A 17,888-nucleotide genomic window follows, 5' to 3' on the forward strand; every position below is an offset into this window, starting at 1 on the left:
GCAACATCCTTCTTTCTAAACTATTTACAGCATATTGATTAATATTTCAGGTCTTCCCCAATTCATTTCTTTACAAACGAATCTTAGTTTTTCTTCATCCATTGTGTGTACTCCTTCTTCTAGTGAACATGAAATTGGAACTTCACAATGAATTTGCGCTAATTGTAATGAAATATTTAAATTCTCTAAATCACTTTCAATCTTTGTACGCTGGGCTTTCGTTAATGATGCTACATTTTCTAGTACAGTTGCTACTGTTCCATGCTCTTGAATCAGTTTATACGCTGTTTTTTCACCGATACCTTTTACACCTGGGTAATTATCGCTCGTATCTCCCATGAAAGCTTTTGCGTGCACGATTTGCCACGGTTCCACACCTTTTTCTTCCATGATCTTCTCTGGTGTGTAATATTCGTAATTTCCGATACCTTTGCGCAAGAGCATAACTGTAACGTTCTTATCAACAAGCTGAAGTAAATCCGTATCACCTGTTAAAATGTAAACTTTCGCTTGATTACAGTATTGTTTTGCAAGCGTACCGATGCAATCATCCGCTTCATACCCTTTCATACCGATAACTGGAATAGACAATTTCGCAGTCATTTCTTGTACTAAATCAAATTGCGGAATTAATTCTTCAGGCGGCGCTGCACGATTCGCTTTATAATTTGAGAACGATTCTGTTCTAAATGTCGTACTTCCCATATCCCAGCATGTTACAATGTGTGTCGGTTCAATTGCTTGCATAGATGTTAATAAATGTTTCATATAACCATGAATCCCGTTTGTAGGGGTACCATCTTGTCGTTTCATAAATTGTCCGTAGACACTTGTTGCGTAAAAAGCACGAAATAATAATGCCATACCATCAACTAATAATACTTTTTTCATAATTCCTCTCCTACTACAAAAAATAATAACCTCACGTCATTACGTAAGGTTATATAAATAGATTACCATTCTACGTTTTTTAACTTTGTCTATTATACATTGTTTTTGTATATTTAGCATCATTTACACATTAAGACGTTCTACTACAGCAAGTATGAAGAATTCCTGAATACGTATTTTTCCCAGTAGAAACAACTACAGCCTTTGCATTTCCACCAACAATATACGTCCCTTTGAAACATACATTTTCAAGTTCAAGTGGATTATAGTCTTTCATTCGTTTTAAAGGAATAAATCGTTTGCGCTCAAGATGATAGCAGCTTTCAAATTTCTCAATACTTGCATCGTTTCCTGTTAACACAGATTCATTTACTAATAAATCATTCGCGTAAATGATACGTACATCTGCTGGTACTGTATCACCTTCTGAAAGAAAAATCATATCTCCAGGAACAAGCTCTTGTACTGGCAAATTCATCATTTTCAATTCACCGTTTAACCCTGATACACTAGAACATTCTACTCGAGAGACAGTAATTTTCTCACATTGTAATCCATCACGCACATGTTGCTTTGAAAGACCTGGGATCATCCCACTTAGCTTCATCATGACTTCTGCAATACGCGCTCTTTTTGAAGTTAATTCATTTCGACCGTATACTTGAATACGTTTTTGCGCCTCTTTCATAGATAATCCGTCTCTTGTTGTTTTAAAATACGCAAATACAGATTTTACATCTCTCGTTGCGATTTCAATTAATAAATCTTTATTTTTTTGAAGCAATGTTTGTTCTTTCATTGATTTTTTACTTAATTTATATGACGTGTTACCCACAGTTTTGTTTGCATATAACATATTATCGTCTCCTCCTGTACAACATAGGAAGAAACGCTTTGTTTCTCAATTTATCCACTTTAACATAAAAGTGTCTAGCGCTTAAATATGAAAACAAACGCTACATAATGATAAATATAGAGGGAGGAACAAGTCGTTTCCTGCCTACATCATATATTTTTGATTTGAAGTATATGGGTAACGGAACCGAGTCAGAATTTGACATGCTCCTCACCTCCTCGTTTAATTTTATAGTTTATATTATGATGTTACTCATAGCTTTGTAACAAAAAGACCTTTACTCCGAAAAGAGTAAAGGTCATGACATACACAAATAAACGATTCCTAATATAATTAGAAATCTACGGACCTCTCCCTCGCCGAGTTTTAGCACTGTATAGCATAGGTACATTACCAGCTACGTTAAGAAAAACCTTAATTCGATCATTCCTGTTGACCCATTGGCGTCTCTCGACATTTTTGGGCAGTAGCATTTCTCTATACAGGAGCCTCACCTAACAGAGACTTATTTTTATTACATAGAAAATGTTACTCTTATTTAAAATAGATGTCAACAGTAGCCTACAATTTTTTCAAAAGGTATAACAAACTAACGTAGACATAATAAAAAACTTTACGTTTAAACGTAAAGTTCTTAATAAGTGATACATCCAGCAATTACAATCCCAATGGAAAGCGATAAAAACATAAGAAAAAGACCGACTGCTTGATTATCTTCTTCAAGACTTTTGTTTATATTAAAGCGCGGTGTAAGCCACTCAGCTAAATAAAAGACGATAATTTGAGCTAAAATCCCAACTGCTCCCCACGAAACCATATCAAGAAGTGAAATAGAATTAGCTGCTGTTGAATATAAAACAATCGCTAACCCAAGTAATCGCCCTCCAAGCACATAGCTTACCGCCTTATTTCCTTGGGCCATTAACTTAAATTCTTTCACTTTCGTTGTCACTTCCATCAGGAATAGACCAATGCATAAAAGTCCCAGTGTGACTGCTAAATATAATAAAAAATTAATCATGTACTTTCCTCCTTTTTTATACCTACCGGTAAATAGTACGATTCATTACCCGTAATTTTTTCCCCAGCGCGAATACCGATACTACTCGCTTTTCCCGCAATTAAAAACGAACCAAATACATACGACAGTTTCTCCATCCCTTTCTCTGTTTCCAAAGATACGACTGGAAGTTCTGTATACTTTTGAAATATCGGCAGTGACGCTTTATACGTTTGGTGTACATTTTGAATCATAATATTTTCGTCCTTATCGCGAACGGTAATTGTATCTCCCTCTCTACCAAATGAAGGTTTTTGAACGAAAGAACCTTTTCCTAAAAATAAATCTGGTTCTAAATATGTAGGTAACATATATTCTTTAATCCACTTTCGTTCCTCATTTGTATAAAAGACATCTTCTTCTGCTAGCCCCCAAATTAGACACTGAATTGATTTTGGCTGAAGTAAAAATGATGACAAAGGATTTATAATAAAAAGCTTTCCAGATTTTACAAGTTGCAACAACTCCACACCAACCAAATCTCCAGTTTCTGGATCTTGATCCTCAATTAAATCTTCTATTGGATATGTTTGGCGATATAAAACATCAATCTTTACTCCATCTCTATCCACTAAAGCACCTTTTGTAATTCTAAGTTCTGACATGGGTACTACTTTATTTTCAACATGGCATAAATGACTCAAATACATCGTCGTATTCCAATCCTCAATATGTTCATGATGTGCTGTAAAAACAACATTTGGGTTGTCTATTCCCTTGGTCGCTTCCATTACAGCTTTTGTAACACCAGAGGATAGCAATCGCTCTTGACCTAAGTTTGGATCATCATACCCTAGCTTTTCACAAACTTCCCCATTCATTTGAAAGCATTCCATAATAAAGGTGGGTGTATCACTATTAAACTCAAGCATTTTTATTTGGTTATCACCTGTTAAAACGAAATCAAATCGTGAAATAACAGATTCAGGATATAATCCTTTCATTCTAATGAACGATAAGCTTGCGGGGGGAAATCCAAGTTCAAGAAGCTGTTCATCACTTAAATTACGCAAAAGTCTAGCAGTCTTAAAAAATATTATCCCCATTCGTTCAGTTGCTAATTGCAATTGTTTCCTAGTCTCATTTGTTATAGAGAAAACATGAAATAAACTATACTCACATTCATATAAATCCGACCAAAAATCCGGATATATCGAATAAAACTCTTTTCGATCCCTTATGTACTGCGACATATGTTAACCCCCAAATCCTCCCTTTGAACCGCTTCCAATTCCCCCTTTAAATTCGGCAGACGATTGATACGATTTAAACGCCGATGAATTTTTAAAATTGGATTTATTTTGATAGTATCGCCCACCATAGAAATAATGCCCACGATAACCTGAACTACTATCATCACACTGCCATACCCCAAGCTCATCATCCCAATCCCAATCTGAACAACTCTTATCATTCGGTTTTGGGGGAAGATCTTGCGCGCAACCAAATAAGGTGCCAGTCATTAAAGACGTTACGACACCACCAACTAGCCATTTCGTTTTTGTCACCTTCGCACTCCCCTTTTTAAATTCTATTCCTATTATATAGGATGTCATGATAAAGTAGAAGAAAAAGGAAGAAGAGGGATAAAATGCGCTTAGAATATCGACTTAATGATGAAACGAAAGGGTATCCAGCTTTATGGAACTATGCAAATATTTCTAATTCTGAAATCATCGCACGCATGACTTGTGAATATTTTATAAAAGATAAAAATACATATGTTGTCACTGCAACTTCAGTAGATCCAGACGGAACAGCAGTTATATATATTCAACAAGAAACTTTCTCTAACGATCCTTCAGATCCTACTTACTTCCACATCGGTTTTGAAATTAGGGAGCTAAAGGATACGAGTTCAAACTTGATTGAAAGTAAAGATGTATGGAACTATGAAGAAATTTTACCATCTCTTCATTCAGATATCATATATATTCAGCGCGACGGCATGCATATGGAGTTTACTTTAGATTCAAGAGAAATTGATGAAGACAGAAAATGCTATATTTATTATGGGAACTTCACAGGTGAATCGAGATAAAGTGAAACTTTAATCAGTGGGGGCTTACTTCATCCCCCACTGATTATTAGCCCTCACCAATCGGACTTTAATGGATATATATGCAACAAAAAAACCTTACGTATAAAACGTAAGGTTTTTATTTAGCCCCACATATGCCGTTCTCTCTAGATGTCCATAAACCTGCTCTCACAGGTGGATGCTCTCACAAATGTTTGTAACTTCCTTCTTAAAAAGATGGCATGTTAGCTACATTTAAATATTGAACTTCCATATTAAACTTATTGGTTTAAGACATGCATAAGCTACGTACACCGTAGGAATTTTATATAATGTTAGTTGAAATAAGACCCCCGCACGTGCCGCTCCTCGTAAATGTCCAAAAACCCGCTACTCGCAGGTGGATGCCCTCACAGTTACCGTACATCTTCCTCCACAAGGAAGGCTTGATGATGGTCGCTAAATATTGAGCTTCCGTATAACTAACATCGGTTTTAGACATAAATAAGTTACGTACACCGCAGGATGTATTATTTACTTGTCGTTATATTATCACATTGTTTCTAATGTGTAAAATACAAATTTTTTCGAGCAATCTCTTGCTTGTGATCTTATTTTAATACAAATTTTTTTTGCATGCAAGTGATTAATCTTCTTCTTTTGCAATTTGATTTTCTGGATAGGAGATCCAATCACTCCAGCTACCTGCATACAATTTAACATTTTGGAATCCAGCTAATTTTAACGCAAGTATATTCGGACATGCTGTAACACCAGAACCACAATATACAATTGTTTCCTTATCTTTCGCAAGATTTTGGAATCGTTCTTGTTGCTGAGCTTCATTCTTAAATTGTCCTGATTGCAGTATTCCATCCTTCCAAAAATAGTTTACTGCTGTTGGAATATGTCCTGCTTTTGGATCAACAAGTTCCTCTACACCAGCATAGCGTTTTGGCTCTCTAGAATCAATTAACGTAACATCTGCACCTGCATGAATATTCTCTTTGACCGTTTCCATCGTTATAAGCATATGATCTTGTACATTTTCTTTGAATGCTTTTCGTTTAACAACAGGAATTTCCTTTGTTACCGGTAGTCCATTCTCTTTCCAAGCTGGAAATCCGCCATCTAATATATATACTTTCTCATGTCCTACATAGTTTAATAACCACCAGAGACGCGAAGCATTCGCACCCGCTTGACTGTCATATGCAATTACTGTCGTATGTTCATCGATACCAGCTTGCGAAAGCTTGTCTGCAAACTCCTCAATATTTGGCAACGGATGGCGACCACCATGTTCTTTTACAGGACTTGATAAATCTAAATTTAAATCAAAATATAACGCACGAGGAATATGTTCCTCCTCATACTTTTCTCTACCCCAATTAGGATTCGCTAAATCAAAACGACAATCGATTATACGGACGTTCTCATCTTCTATATGCTCACGTAACCATTCGACTGTAACTATCATCTTTAACGACCTTCTTTCTCTTGTAAACGACTTACATACTCCATAACCATTTCTTCTGTAACATATTTACGCTCTAGTGTAACACCATTTTTTGCAAGATCATTAATTTGCTTTGTTACAACATTAATGACATCAACCGAAAATTCTTTCCCATTTGATGCAAGAGATACAGCTGCTTCAATAGCTGCTTCGCGCTGCGCATCTAATTGTAAACATGCTTTTACACTTTCATTTTGTTTACGAGAATGTGCTGTAATTGCTTTATGTACTTCCATCTTCTCTTCCCCCTAAATAAGTTATACGTTCTGATTTAATTCCATTGCAAGCCGAATCATATCACGGCATACAATCCCATTTTCAATAATCTCTTCTTCATAATGCTTCGAAAAGTAATCAAAATCAATAGAAAAAATACGAAATCCACATTTTTGATATAAAGCAAGTTGTGAAACACTAGAATTGCCTGTACCAACTTCAAGTTTTGACATACCATATCCTTTAGCAGTTTCTATGGCATGACTTAATAGCTTCTTTCCAATCCCTTTTCCTTGCAAATGCTCTACAACCGCAATATTCATAATTTCCATTGTCTTAGGCCTTGTTTCCAAAAGAACATATGCACCGATAACACTCTCCTCTTGCTTAGCTACATATGTTAATCCTCTGTGTACATATGTATCAATTTGCCCCTCACTTGGATCAGCAAGCAATAATAAAGGTCTCGGTATCGCTTCTTTCGGAATAGGTTCTATTACTACACTCATAAAAAATTCCCCTTTCTCTATTGTTCTAAACCCTCCTTGTCTACCATAAGTAATAGAAAGGAGGGATTCATCATGGACAACAATGAGAAAAAATGCAACGTCATCTCTATTGATGGAAAGAAGAAGAAAAGCGACACGTATTCCTATCCAAAATTAGTAGTAGAAAACAAAACATATGAATTTTCTTCATTCGTCTTATGTGGTGAAACACCAGACGGCAGACGACTCGTTCTTACTCATATGATTTCTACCGATGAATTTGCTGGGTTTGTCAAATCTTTAGATACAGTACTGCAAAAGAAAATTGAACGAATCTTTTTCTCATAGCGACTAAATCACATAAATCTCTTTTTCAATCTCCACTAACTGCTTTTGCAATTGTTCTTTACTTTGTTCATATAGTGATACATCAATCGTTTCAGCCAATGCAAATAATATACTTTCATAATAGTTCATAACATCTCGCTGCATCACTTTTTGGAATAAGTTCCATTTCATATCCCATTCTTGCTTATAATGATGAATAAATAAAGCTTTTTCATCAGCTACATAGTTTGATACGAAAGGCTCTAATACAACTTTAGCCTCTTCTTGCATGAAAGCTTTATCATTTTTTTCAAAAAAGCTTTTTTCATTTTTAAAATGTGCCAATGCTTTTTTGAAATCTTTTATTTCAACTGAAGGGAACGGTTCTTTATGTGTAATATCTTTATATTCATATTCCACTGTTCCACTCATAGAAATTGATTCATTTTCTATTTTACAATTCACCACAATTTCATTCTTTGCACGTTTCATTGCTTCATCTATCCATTTTTCAAGGCGTAATGATGTCGCACGCATTTCCTGTAATAAATCATGCTGAATAAATGCTACTAATTCCATAACACACTGCTGCAACTGCACTTTTACATTTCCATCCGTTCGAAGCGATGCTGGATTAATAAATTCAGTAAACACATCGTTATAGCGTAGGAACAGACGCTGTTGTACGTAATAAAGCAATTCTTTCACTTCATTTTGCATCGCCTGCTCTTCAGCAAGCACACTATATGATGAAATAATATGAAGTAGTTGATCACGCTCTGCTTCATATTTTTTCGTTTGCTTCTCTTTCTCTTCATTCCCCTGCTTTGCACCATTTATCATATTTAATAAAAGCTGATCTGCTCCTTGCAATGCACCATATAAAGCATGAACAGATACGAGCATTAAATCTCTCATCATAAAGGATGTAAATGATTCCTCAAACTTAGCAATCCCAGAGTTTTGTAAAATACCGTATTTCTCTTTTTCAATATGTTTTCCTTGTTTCTCTTCAAGCGCACATAAACTTGAAATTGCAAATAAACGCGGATTTCTAATACCGTATTGCAGTAGCTGGTCTGCGATATATCCTTTTACCATTTCAAGTTCTTCTTCAGACTCTGCTAAATCGGCCGCATTAATTAAGAAGAACATTTTATCAAGAGCAAAAGTATCCTTTACACGACCAAGCTGGATTAAGAATTCACGGTCAGCACGAGAAAACACATGATTATAATATGTTACAAATAAAATAGCATCTGCGTTTTTTATATACTGGAACGCAACGTCTGTATGGCGGGCGTTAATAGAATCCGCTCCAGGTGTGTCTACAAGCGCTACACCTTGCCTTGTTAATGCACAATCATAATACAGCTCCATGTACTCAACAAAACACGATTTTTCTTCATTCGCTACATAATCAGAAAACTCTTCTAATGTAACTTGTACTTGCTCCCCTAAATGAGCAGAAACCGTATCATACCCTTTTTGTACCGCTCGTAAAAAGCTAAATGTTGTTTTTTGCTTCCCAGTTGGTGAAGGATATTTCATAACTTTATCAATTTGTGCTAACGCTTCATCTAACGTAGTAATCTCATAATGAAATAGCTTATATACAGCTTTCATATCTTCTAATAGAGCTTGCTTTGATTTAAATTGAACTATTACTGTTCCGTGTGGTTTTTCCTCTGTAACCGGCAAAATTTGATTAATCGTTGCCGTCGTCGGATTTGGTGACACAGGAAGTACCTTCTCACCAAGCAATGCATTGGCAAATGATGATTTACCGGCACTAAAAGCTCCGAATAACGCTACTGTAAATTGTTTCGTTTCCACACGACGCCTTTTTTCTATTACCTCTTGCTGCACGTGCTTTAGCGCTGGCAATGGCTCTAATATCGTTTCCGCTTTCTTCACTTTCTCTAATATGCGCTGAATATTTAAAGCTGCCGTTCCTTTTATCTCTTCCTCATGAGCCGCTACGTTACCATTTACAACTTCCTGCTCTTGTAGTGTGAATTTCTCACTAACAATTTGTTTCTTACTTTGCAATATCTCCTCTACTTGCAATCCTTCTGGTGTAGCAACACGCTCATGCCAAACATTTTGCAAATAACTTTCATATGTCTCCAAATTGTTACTGTATTGCAATTTCGTTTCTTTTGCCGTTTGCAACATCGCATATTTTTCAATCTCTTCTTCAATGCGAGCAACTGCTTCCTTCACTTTTTGCTTTAAAACGACTGCACTTTTATCAAAAATTTGCTGTGCTTTTGTAAAATAACGTTTCTTCAGTTCATTCGCTACATCCGCTGTATAAAGAAGTAAGTAATCACCTGTGAAACCTGCCCCTTGTTTAATAACTTCAGCCAACATTTCTGGCCTAAAAGCAATCTCTAAAGCATATATGTCTTTCCCAAGTTCCTCTGTAAACAATCCTTCTTCTTTTAAGAAGGCAACAATAAATTCTTTCACATGAAAATCAAGTTGCGTTTCAACAGTCTTTTGCAAAGCAGAATAAAAAACATCTAAACGTCTCTGTTTTTCTTGCTCCGTCTTTCCTTTCGCAAATAGCAAACCAACCTTAAACTTTGTTAATTTCGTTTCCAAATACGCATTTGCCAACTCTCTCATTTCAAATGGCATTAAATACGCGTTATCTAATATAGCTTGTAATCCTTTTATAAATTCGTTTCTCACATGAGACTGTTTACTAGCCTCGCGATGTTTCGTTTCCGTTAGCTCTTCTTTCTTTTCAACTATCTCTGAAATGGGAAGCGGTGATGCTAACTCTTCCTCATATTTCAAAAGAGCTTTTTCATTTTCGGAAAGAATAAAAGAGAAATGTTCCCCCATTAAATATTCTGTTTCTCTCTCCATTCCATCTCTTACATACTGCTCTTTTTCTTTCATAATAGAAGTAATTAACGTTTCTAAGCTTCCAATTTCATTATGTGGATGGTTCATCATTCGTAATGACGTATAATACACTCCATCTACTTCAATATCCCAATTAGAGAACGATTGTTTTACACTATCTTTATAATTTTCAAACGATAATTCGTTTTCTTTATGTTTATCTATTTGATTTACAACGAGATAAACCGTTTTATTACGTTGTTTCAATTCTTTAACAAATTGCAAATTCACTTCCGATTGGACGTGATTATAATCCATCATATAAAAAATTACGTCTGCTAGATGCAGCGTTGATTCTGTCGCTAGTTGATGGGCATCGTCTGTTGAATCAATCCCTGGTGTATCAACTAACATAACACCTTCAGGAATTGGCGCATCATTCCGATAAATGTGAACACCAATTACCTCATCACCATCTTTACAAATTTGTTTTAATTCTTCAGCTGAATATGCACCGTCATACTCGTACTGTTCTCCAGATTTAACTGTTACAACAACACGATCCATTCCTTTTTCAATTTTGACAACGTTAGCGCTTGTCGGAATCGGACTTGTTGGTAATAACTGCGCTTTATATAGATGATTCATCATCGTTGATTTTCCTGCCGAGAAGTGACCGCAGAACGCGATCATGAGCTGCTCTTGTTTATACTTTTGAATCACCTCAAACAACTTTACACTATTCTCTGCATCGCCGTGTTTTTGCCACTCTTCATAAAAACAAACAAGTTTTTTCATACCGTTTGTCTGTACTATGTTTGTCATCCCCTTGTTCCCCTTTATCCTAGATGTATAATACTATTCCCCGCTATTTGCGAGCTTGTAATCAGTGCGAGTTACACCTATCCATTGATTACAGTTTCACTTTACTATCATACTAAATTTTCAGCATATTCTCATTAAAAATAAAAAATCCCTTTCATTCTTTTTACAAATGAAAGGGATTTTATGTCATATCACTCATTTTGCTGTTCCTACTCCATTTAAAACATACTTTGCAATAACTGCATATACAGCGACTGTACCTGCTACTAATGCATATACCATACTGATGCACCAACCTTTTTTGATAATGATTATCACTTTTAAATACATTTTATCATTAAAGAGAATCATTATCAATACTTTTCATAAAGAAAGCCCCTTATAGAAAGGAGCTTTACTGCCTGTTTTGAAGAAAGTTAAAACTTGTTGTGCACTCTTATTATATCTCATAATACATATCTTAACAGTTTTAAAAATTGGAAATTACCTATATACCCTTCTCTTTACATTTTGTATAATAAAAGGGAATTACTTAACGAGGAGGAAAATAATGACACAAAATATTTCACAAGGCGAGAGGATACACTCCATCGATATTATTAGAGGAATAGCTGTACTAGGTATTTTTCTCGTTAACTGGCCTGTTATCGCTGGGATTGACTCACGTGATCTTTCAGGAGTTTATGAGGGGCTAGATAGTTATATCCGTCTATTTTACGATATGTTTATTCAAACGAAGTTTTATACTATCTTTTCGTTTTTATTCGGCCTAGGATTTTACATTTTTATGACTCGTGCTGAAGCGAAAACAGATCGACCAAAAACTTTATTTGTTCGTCGCTTACTTATTTTATTATTATTCGGTTTCTTACATTACGTTCTTTTATGGGATGGAGACATTTTACATACTTATGCAATCGCTGGATTTTTCTTGTTTTTATTTTATAAGAGAGAACCTCGTACCATTTTAATATGGGCAATCGTTTTATTAAGTATTTTTCAGTTTCTTATGCTAATTGCTAGTATTGGTATTGCCTTCATGCCAAAGAATGAACTTGGGCTATCCTTACCAATCATGCCACTTGAAGACTGGGTGTCACAAATACAAAATCGTTTCCATGAATTTTATGCTAAAGGAATAGGGCTAAATATTTCAATGCTCCCAGAAACACTCGGATTATTTTTACTCGGTTTATATGCTGGTAAAAAAGATATTTTCCGTCGCACGAAAGAGTTAGATCCAAAACTAAAAAAATGGCAGATCATTATGTTCGTTTTAACATTACCGTTTTGGTTCTTTATGGTTCGTTATTTCTTATCTACATCGGCATATGAACCACTTTATATGCAAGGACTTGCAATGTTTAGCGGAAAGACATTATTCATATTCTATATTTTCACGCTTATGCGCTTATTACAAAAAGAAAGATGGCAAACATTATTACGCCCGTTCCAATACGTTGGTCGAATGGCATTAACAAATTACATCTCGCATACAATTGTTACGTTACTTGTATTCGGACTATTGTTCAAAAATAATTATATTGCTCCATTATGGGTAGGACCACTATTCTGCATCGGTTTCTACACGTTGCAAATCTTTATTAGCCGCTGGTGGCTATCACGCTACCAATACGGGCCACTTGAGTACATTTGGCGCCTCGGTACGTACGGAAAAATAATGCCACTTAAAAAGAAAAGCAAGGTCTCATAACGAGACCTTACTTTTCTTTTTACGCTTCTCTTACCGCACTTTGCATAGCAACTGGCTCTTCTTTTACTTTCACTTTACGCTGTGGCACCATATTAAATACGATATTTAAAAGTACTGCTGACGCACTTCCAAGTACAATTCCGTTATCTGTTAAAATACGAATATTTTCAGGAAGTTGTGAGAATAAAGTAGGAACGACTGTAACTCCAAGTCCGATTCCGACAGAGCATGCAACGATTAATAAGTTTTCTTGTTTACCAAAATCAACGCTACTTAACATTTTAATACCATATGCCATTACCATACCGAACATTGCTAACATCGCACCGCCAAGTACTGATTTTGGGATAATAGTTGTAATAGCTGCGATTTTTGGAATGAACCCAAGAACGATTAACATACCACCACAAGTATAAATAATAACGCGATTTCTTACTCCAGTTAATTGAACAAGTCCTACGTTTTGAGAGTATGTTGTATATGGGAACGCGTTGAAAATACCACCTAACACCATCGCTAATCCTTCTGCGCGATACCCTTTTGTTAATTCTTTTTCACCAATCTTTTTATTGCAAATATCAGATAATGCAAAGTAAACACCTGTTGCTTCTACAATCCCTACGCAAGCAACTAAAATCATCGTAATAATTGGTGTCAATTCAAATGTTGGTGTACCGAAGTAAAATGGCTGAATACCATGGAACCAATCCGCTTCTCCAACTGCTTGCAAGCTTACTTTCCCCATAAATGCTGCAACGATTGTACCGAACAATAGACCTAGTAAAATAGAGATTGAACGAATAAATCCGTCAAAGAAACGATACATAATGATAATAAATAGTAACACACCAAATGCTAATGCTAAATTCTCAAGACTACCGAAATCTTTACTTCCTACTCCTCCAGCCATATCATTAATTGCTGCTGGAACTAGTGTAACTCCAATTACAGTAACGACAGATCCTGTTACAACAGGTGGAAACAGTTTTACAAGCTTTCCAAATAATTTCGCAAAGATAACAACGAATAACCCGGCAGCAATAATTGCTCCATAAATAGAAGACACGCCGTATTGTTTCCCAATTGCAATCATCGGCCCGACCGCTGTAAATGTACAACCAAGCACAACTGGAAGTCCAATACCGAAAAAGCGATTTGATAATGCTTGTAAAATTGTCGCAACGCCGCACATTAATAAATCAATTGAGACTAAATATGTTAACTCTTTTTGATTTAAACCAAGTCCACCGCCCACTATAAGCGGAACGATAATTGCACCAGCATACATAGCAAGCATATGCTGCATACCGAGCGATGCGATTTTAAATGGATGTTGCTTCATCGTTTATTTCACCTCCGCAGTTTCTTGCTGTACAAATGTAACTGTGCCGTTATCAAGTGATGCAATTTCTGCTAGTGACTCAACACGAACGCCTTGTTCACGAAGCTTCTTTCCTCCATCTTGAAATGCTTTTTCAATAACAATCCCAATTCCTGCAATACTTGCTCCTGCTTGCTCTACTAAACTCATTAAGCCTAAAGCAGCCTGACCGTTTGCTAAAAAGTCATCGATAATTAAAACGCGATCAGTTTCATCGATATGATTTCGAGATAATGAAATTTCATTCGTTTCTTGTTTCGTAAATGAATATACGTTTGCAACGTACATATTATCTTGTAACGTTAACGATTTACGTTTTCTTGCAAAGATTACTTTTACACCAAGCTCTAATGCAGCCATAACAGCTGGTGCAATGCCTGAAGATTCAATCGTCACGATTTTTGTAATGTTCTCTTCTTTAAAACGTTTAGCAAATTCTATTCCAATCTCTTGCATAAGTACTGGGTCAATTTGATGATTTAAAAATGCATCTACCTTTAATACGTCACCAGATAAAACCTTTCCTTCGTTCAAAATCTTTTCTTGTAATACTTTCATGTTTGTTCCCCCTCTTATGCAATAAAAAACTCCAAAAGCCGCCACCACTCGTTACAAGTGAGAGACGCGCTTTTGGAGTTTCGCAAAAAAGAATGCTAAACAAGCAAATATATTCGTCCTCACTCATAGTCAAAGTATTTACGGTACTTCGGTAGAAACTTGCAGGCCATATCCCCGCGATTATATGAGTGTAGCTAACTATTTATTTTATAGATGGATTATAACGCACTTTTTATACTTTGAAAAGTATTTCTTAATAAAAACACGTACAAATTTTATAAAAACATCATTTTCGTTCGATTTTTGTAAACTCTTACATATTATTTTCAAGTGTCGTTAAAACGATTGGCCCATCTTTTGTAATCGCAATTGTATGCTCATATTGCGCTGATAATTTCCCATCCATCGTTCTTGCAGCCCATCCATTTAAATCTACTTTCGAATATCGCATACCTACATTGACAATTGGCTCAATTGTAATTACCATTCCTTCTTGCAGCTCAGGCCCTTGTCCTTGTTTTCCAAAATGAAAAATTGCTGGTTCTTCATGAATCTCTTTACCGATTCCATGTCCCGTAAAGTCTCGTGCGACAGAAAAACCTTCATTTGCTACATAACTTTCAATTGCATAGCCAATATCTCCTACATGATTACCAATTACCGCCTGATCAATTCCTTTATACAATGCATTCTCAGCTACTACCAATAACCTTTCTGCTTCTTCTGAAACATTTCCAACTCTATACGTCCAAGCAGAATCTGAAAGACCACCATTTAAGTTTACTACCATGTCAATTGTTACAATATCGCCCTCAGTTAAAGGTTCATCCGCCGGAAATCCATGACACATTTCATCGTTTACAGATGCACACGTTGCATATGGATACCCGTTATATCCTTTCTGCTGACATATTGCATCATGCTTTTCTAAATACGCTTCAACAAACGTATCAATTTCTTTTGTTGTCACACCCGGTTTCATCATTTTTGCAATTTCTCTATGACACGAAGCAAGTAACTTCCCAGATTCGTGCATCAAATCTATTTCATTTTTTGTTTTAATTGTAACCACGCTGCATCTCCTTACTAATCTTGCTATTTGCTACTAAATTTCAATCATACACATACTCTTCCAAGACTTTCAATTAATATTACATCTAGTATTTTTTGTTGATGTTTATTTATAAACAAAGTATAGTAACACTATACTATAAGGAGGATTGTTAAAGATGATGCACGCAGGAAGACTACGTCAGCAAACTTTGAACAATAAGTAACTTAATATGTTCAAAGGCTCTGTTTTCATAAAGCAGAGTAAACGGGATTAGTCTGCACATTTTTAATAATCTTCAACGGAAGAATATACTTTCCATATGAAGAAAGGCAGATATACATCTGTCTTTTTTTCGTATATTTTTTTGATACAAAGAGAGACGCTTATTCATTATATCCTCGTTTACTCTTAACCACAGACAGAAGCCCGTCTGTGGTTTTTTATGATTACATTTTCTTATATCTTGCTACTTTAATCATATGGATGTAGTTAGAAACAATTCGTAACAGAAAACGTATGAAAACATTGAAATTAGAATAAACATTTGGAGGAAATAAAAATGAATACACTTAAAGTGAAACAATTAGCAAATAAGGAAGGACTAAATATATTAGAAGATTCAATAGAAATTAATGAATCTGGCGTTGACTTTCAAGTAGCACACGTGAAAGAACAAAACGGAGATAAATGGATACTACGAATTCCTCGTAGACGAGAATCTATGAGACATGCTCTACTTGAAAAAGAAGCATTAGAAATCATGAAACAACATGCAGAATTCCAAGTTCCTGATTGGTCTATATTTTCTGAGGAACTAATTGCTTATAAACAACTAAGTGGCGTTCCTGCGGCTACTATCGATATAGAACAACAAGGTTATATATGGACCTTTAACGAAAAGGATGTACCAACTGAATACTATATTTCCTTAGGAAAAGTTTTAGCGAATTTACACTCATTACCTCATCAAAAATTTAATAATATAGGTGTTGAAGTTCTTACTGCTAATGAATTAAGAACTTCTATGAAACAAAGGATGAATCGAGTGAAAGAACAATACCACATCAATCAAAACTTATGGGACCGTTGGCAAGCATGGCTAGCTGAAGACTCTTTTTGGCCATCTCACGTAGGAGTAAAGCATGGGGATATCCATCCAGGTCATATACTGATTGATAATAAAAATAAAGTAACTGGATTAATCGATTGGACAGAAGTAGGGATAGGTGATGTATCTATAGATTTCACATCACATTACCTACTCTTTGGAAAGGATGGACTAACAAGGTTAATTCACTCTTATGACAACGCTGGCGGTAAAACTTGGTCAAGAATGGATGAACATATTATCGAGCTTCTAACAACGAGTTGTATCACTGTTGCTGAATACGCTCAAGTATCAGGTTTGAAAGACATGCATGAAATAGCTGTACACATGCTATCAACTGTAAGTGAATGAAGTTGCAAAAAACAGAAGAACCCTCTTCTGTTTTTTTATTTTTCACATATATAATTCATTTTTAAAAACTCAAAACAGCTACCATTCGTCTTCTGTATAAACGTTCCAACTGCTTCAAATCCTGCCCTTTTATATACTTTAATAGCTCTCTCATTAAATGTAGCTACTGATAGTGTTATATACTTGCATCCGTATTTTTCTTTACTAAAAGCTAGTATAGCGTTTATAAACTGTAAACCAAATCCGTTCCCAGTTATATTAGGTCTCATTCCAAGACCTATATCAACCGTTCCATCATTTATTTTACAAACAGTAAAAAAACCAATGAGAGTGCCATTTTCCTTCACAGAAAATGTATGATTTCCTCTACTCTCTCCCTCTAAAAACTCAGCTAAATCTTCTTCATCTGCCCCTATATCGTAAAAGGAATACTTCCCTTCATACTGCCAGTTATACGCAATTTCTTCTGCTTCTTCTTGCGACATTACTGTATATGTATAAAGCATTCTTCTATCCCCCTTAAAAAAAGAGCTGCAAGTAAGCAGCTCTTTTTTATAACTCATAAATTTCTTTATACTTCGCTTCATACTGCCAGTTATACGCAATTTCTTCTGCTTCTTCTTGCGACATTACTGTATATGTATAAAGCATTCTTCTATCC

Annotated in this window: 18 protein-coding genes, 2 other RNA genes and 2 riboswitches; of the genes, 4 read left to right on the plus strand and 16 right to left on the minus strand. The window is 35.5% G+C overall.

Annotated elements, in window-relative coordinates:
• Nucleotides 1-24 precede the first annotated feature (24 nt).
• From AC3WTI_RS10060 to AC3WTI_RS10080, 5 genes are all read right to left on the minus strand, one after another.
• The gene (locus tag AC3WTI_RS10060; protein WP_097840404.1) at nt 25-891 is read right to left on the minus strand and encodes a 5'-3' exonuclease; all 867 of its coding nucleotides are present in this window, start codon (nt 889-891) and stop codon (nt 25-27) included.
• A gap of 130 nt (nt 892-1,021) precedes the next feature.
• Nucleotides 1,022-1,747: a P-type ATPase actuator domain-containing protein gene (locus tag AC3WTI_RS10065; RefSeq protein ID WP_087958164.1), complete on the minus strand. Its 726-nt coding sequence runs from the start codon at nt 1,745-1,747 to the stop codon at nt 1,022-1,024.
• Between the two features lie 343 nt (nt 1,748-2,090).
• A riboswitch (M-box (ykoK) riboswitch) is annotated at nt 2,091-2,256 on the minus strand.
• A gap of 125 nt (nt 2,257-2,381) precedes the next feature.
• Nucleotides 2,382-2,768, minus strand: a complete 387-nt coding sequence (locus AC3WTI_RS10070) for a DUF350 domain-containing protein (RefSeq protein WP_000606860.1) — start codon at nt 2,766-2,768, stop codon at nt 2,382-2,384.
• Complete coding sequence (locus AC3WTI_RS10075) at nt 2,765-4,000, minus strand: glutathionylspermidine synthase family protein (RefSeq protein ID WP_097840403.1); 1,236 nt, start codon at nt 3,998-4,000, stop codon at nt 2,765-2,767. Before AC3WTI_RS10075 ends, AC3WTI_RS10070 begins: the two co-directional genes overlap by 4 nt.
• Before the next feature lie 3 nt (nt 4,001-4,003).
• Nucleotides 4,004-4,315: a hypothetical protein gene (locus AC3WTI_RS10080; protein WP_048527104.1), complete on the minus strand. Its 312-nt coding sequence runs from the start codon at nt 4,313-4,315 to the stop codon at nt 4,004-4,006.
• Between the two features lie 83 nt (nt 4,316-4,398).
• On the opposite strand from AC3WTI_RS10080, the gene AC3WTI_RS10085 reads away from it, so the two are divergent.
• Nucleotides 4,399-4,848: a hypothetical protein gene (locus AC3WTI_RS10085; RefSeq protein WP_001235514.1), complete on the plus strand. Its 450-nt coding sequence runs from the start codon at nt 4,399-4,401 to the stop codon at nt 4,846-4,848.
• Between the two features lie 121 nt (nt 4,849-4,969).
• Here the strand turns inward: AC3WTI_RS10085 and ssrS (AC3WTI_RS10090) are convergent.
• From ssrS (AC3WTI_RS10090) to AC3WTI_RS10110, 5 genes are all read right to left on the minus strand, one after another.
• Nucleotides 4,970-5,153, minus strand: a non-coding RNA gene (gene ssrS, locus AC3WTI_RS10090) — 6S RNA.
• A 21-nt stretch (nt 5,154-5,174) separates the two neighbouring features.
• A non-coding RNA gene (ssrS, locus tag AC3WTI_RS10095) (6S RNA) lies at nt 5,175-5,357 on the minus strand.
• 116 nt (nt 5,358-5,473) lie between these two features.
• The gene (locus tag AC3WTI_RS10100) at nt 5,474-6,307 is read right to left on the minus strand and encodes a sulfurtransferase (RefSeq protein WP_087958163.1); all 834 of its coding nucleotides are present in this window, start codon (nt 6,305-6,307) and stop codon (nt 5,474-5,476) included.
• Nucleotides 6,308-6,309: 2 nt separating this feature from the next.
• On the minus strand, nt 6,310-6,582 hold the full coding sequence (locus AC3WTI_RS10105) for a YpbS family protein (RefSeq protein ID WP_000451816.1): 273 nt from the start codon (nt 6,580-6,582) through the stop codon (nt 6,310-6,312).
• A gap of 21 nt (nt 6,583-6,603) precedes the next feature.
• The gene (locus AC3WTI_RS10110; protein ID WP_087958162.1) at nt 6,604-7,071 is read right to left on the minus strand and encodes a GNAT family N-acetyltransferase; all 468 of its coding nucleotides are present in this window, start codon (nt 7,069-7,071) and stop codon (nt 6,604-6,606) included.
• Between the two features lie 72 nt (nt 7,072-7,143).
• On the opposite strand from AC3WTI_RS10110, the gene AC3WTI_RS10115 reads away from it, so the two are divergent.
• Nucleotides 7,144-7,398: a DUF3931 domain-containing protein gene (locus AC3WTI_RS10115; protein WP_000369740.1), complete on the plus strand. Its 255-nt coding sequence runs from the start codon at nt 7,144-7,146 to the stop codon at nt 7,396-7,398.
• A 3-nt stretch (nt 7,399-7,401) separates the two neighbouring features.
• Here the strand turns inward: AC3WTI_RS10115 and AC3WTI_RS10120 are convergent, their stop codons facing one another.
• Together AC3WTI_RS10120 and AC3WTI_RS10125 are read right to left on the minus strand one after the other, a co-directional pair.
• Complete coding sequence (locus tag AC3WTI_RS10120; protein ID WP_097840402.1) at nt 7,402-11,061, minus strand: dynamin family protein; 3,660 nt, start codon at nt 11,059-11,061, stop codon at nt 7,402-7,404.
• Nucleotides 11,062-11,256: 195 nt separating this feature from the next.
• The gene (locus AC3WTI_RS10125) at nt 11,257-11,412 is read right to left on the minus strand and encodes a hypothetical protein (protein WP_164970708.1); all 156 of its coding nucleotides are present in this window, start codon (nt 11,410-11,412) and stop codon (nt 11,257-11,259) included.
• Between the two features lie 199 nt (nt 11,413-11,611).
• Here AC3WTI_RS10125 and AC3WTI_RS10130 point away from each other — a divergent pair, with 199 nt between their 5' ends.
• On the plus strand, nt 11,612-12,775 hold the full coding sequence (locus AC3WTI_RS10130) for a DUF418 domain-containing protein (protein ID WP_097840401.1): 1,164 nt from the start codon (nt 11,612-11,614) through the stop codon (nt 12,773-12,775).
• Between the two features lie 19 nt (nt 12,776-12,794).
• Here the strand turns inward: AC3WTI_RS10130 and pbuX are convergent, their stop codons facing one another.
• From pbuX to AC3WTI_RS10145, 3 genes are all read right to left on the minus strand, one after another.
• Nucleotides 12,795-14,117, minus strand: coding sequence for a xanthine permease PbuX (gene pbuX / locus AC3WTI_RS10135; protein ID WP_087958159.1), 1,323 nt, complete (start codon nt 14,115-14,117; stop codon nt 12,795-12,797).
• Nucleotides 14,118-14,120: 3 nt separating this feature from the next.
• A complete protein-coding gene (locus AC3WTI_RS10140; protein WP_087958158.1) occupies nt 14,121-14,714 on the minus strand; it encodes a xanthine phosphoribosyltransferase in 594 nt (197 codons plus the stop codon).
• A 106-nt stretch (nt 14,715-14,820) separates the two neighbouring features.
• A riboswitch (purine riboswitch) is annotated at nt 14,821-14,922 on the minus strand.
• Between the two features lie 105 nt (nt 14,923-15,027).
• Nucleotides 15,028-15,786 (minus strand): type I methionyl aminopeptidase, encoded by a 759-nt coding sequence (locus AC3WTI_RS10145; protein WP_087958157.1) that lies wholly within the window; start codon nt 15,784-15,786, stop codon nt 15,028-15,030.
• 541 nt (nt 15,787-16,327) lie between these two features.
• On the opposite strand from AC3WTI_RS10145, the gene mphL reads away from it, so the two are divergent.
• Nucleotides 16,328-17,227: a macrolide 2'-phosphotransferase MphL gene (gene mphL / locus AC3WTI_RS10150; RefSeq protein ID WP_087958156.1), complete on the plus strand. Its 900-nt coding sequence runs from the start codon at nt 16,328-16,330 to the stop codon at nt 17,225-17,227.
• Nucleotides 17,228-17,262: 35 nt separating this feature from the next.
• On the opposite strand, the gene AC3WTI_RS10155 is transcribed toward mphL, so the two are convergent.
• Nucleotides 17,263-17,733, minus strand: coding sequence for a GNAT family N-acetyltransferase (locus AC3WTI_RS10155; protein ID WP_097840400.1), 471 nt, complete (start codon nt 17,731-17,733; stop codon nt 17,263-17,265).
• Nucleotides 17,734-17,888: the final 155 nt, after the last annotated feature.

The organism is Bacillus sp. EB106-02-03-XG38 (assembly GCF_058792175.1).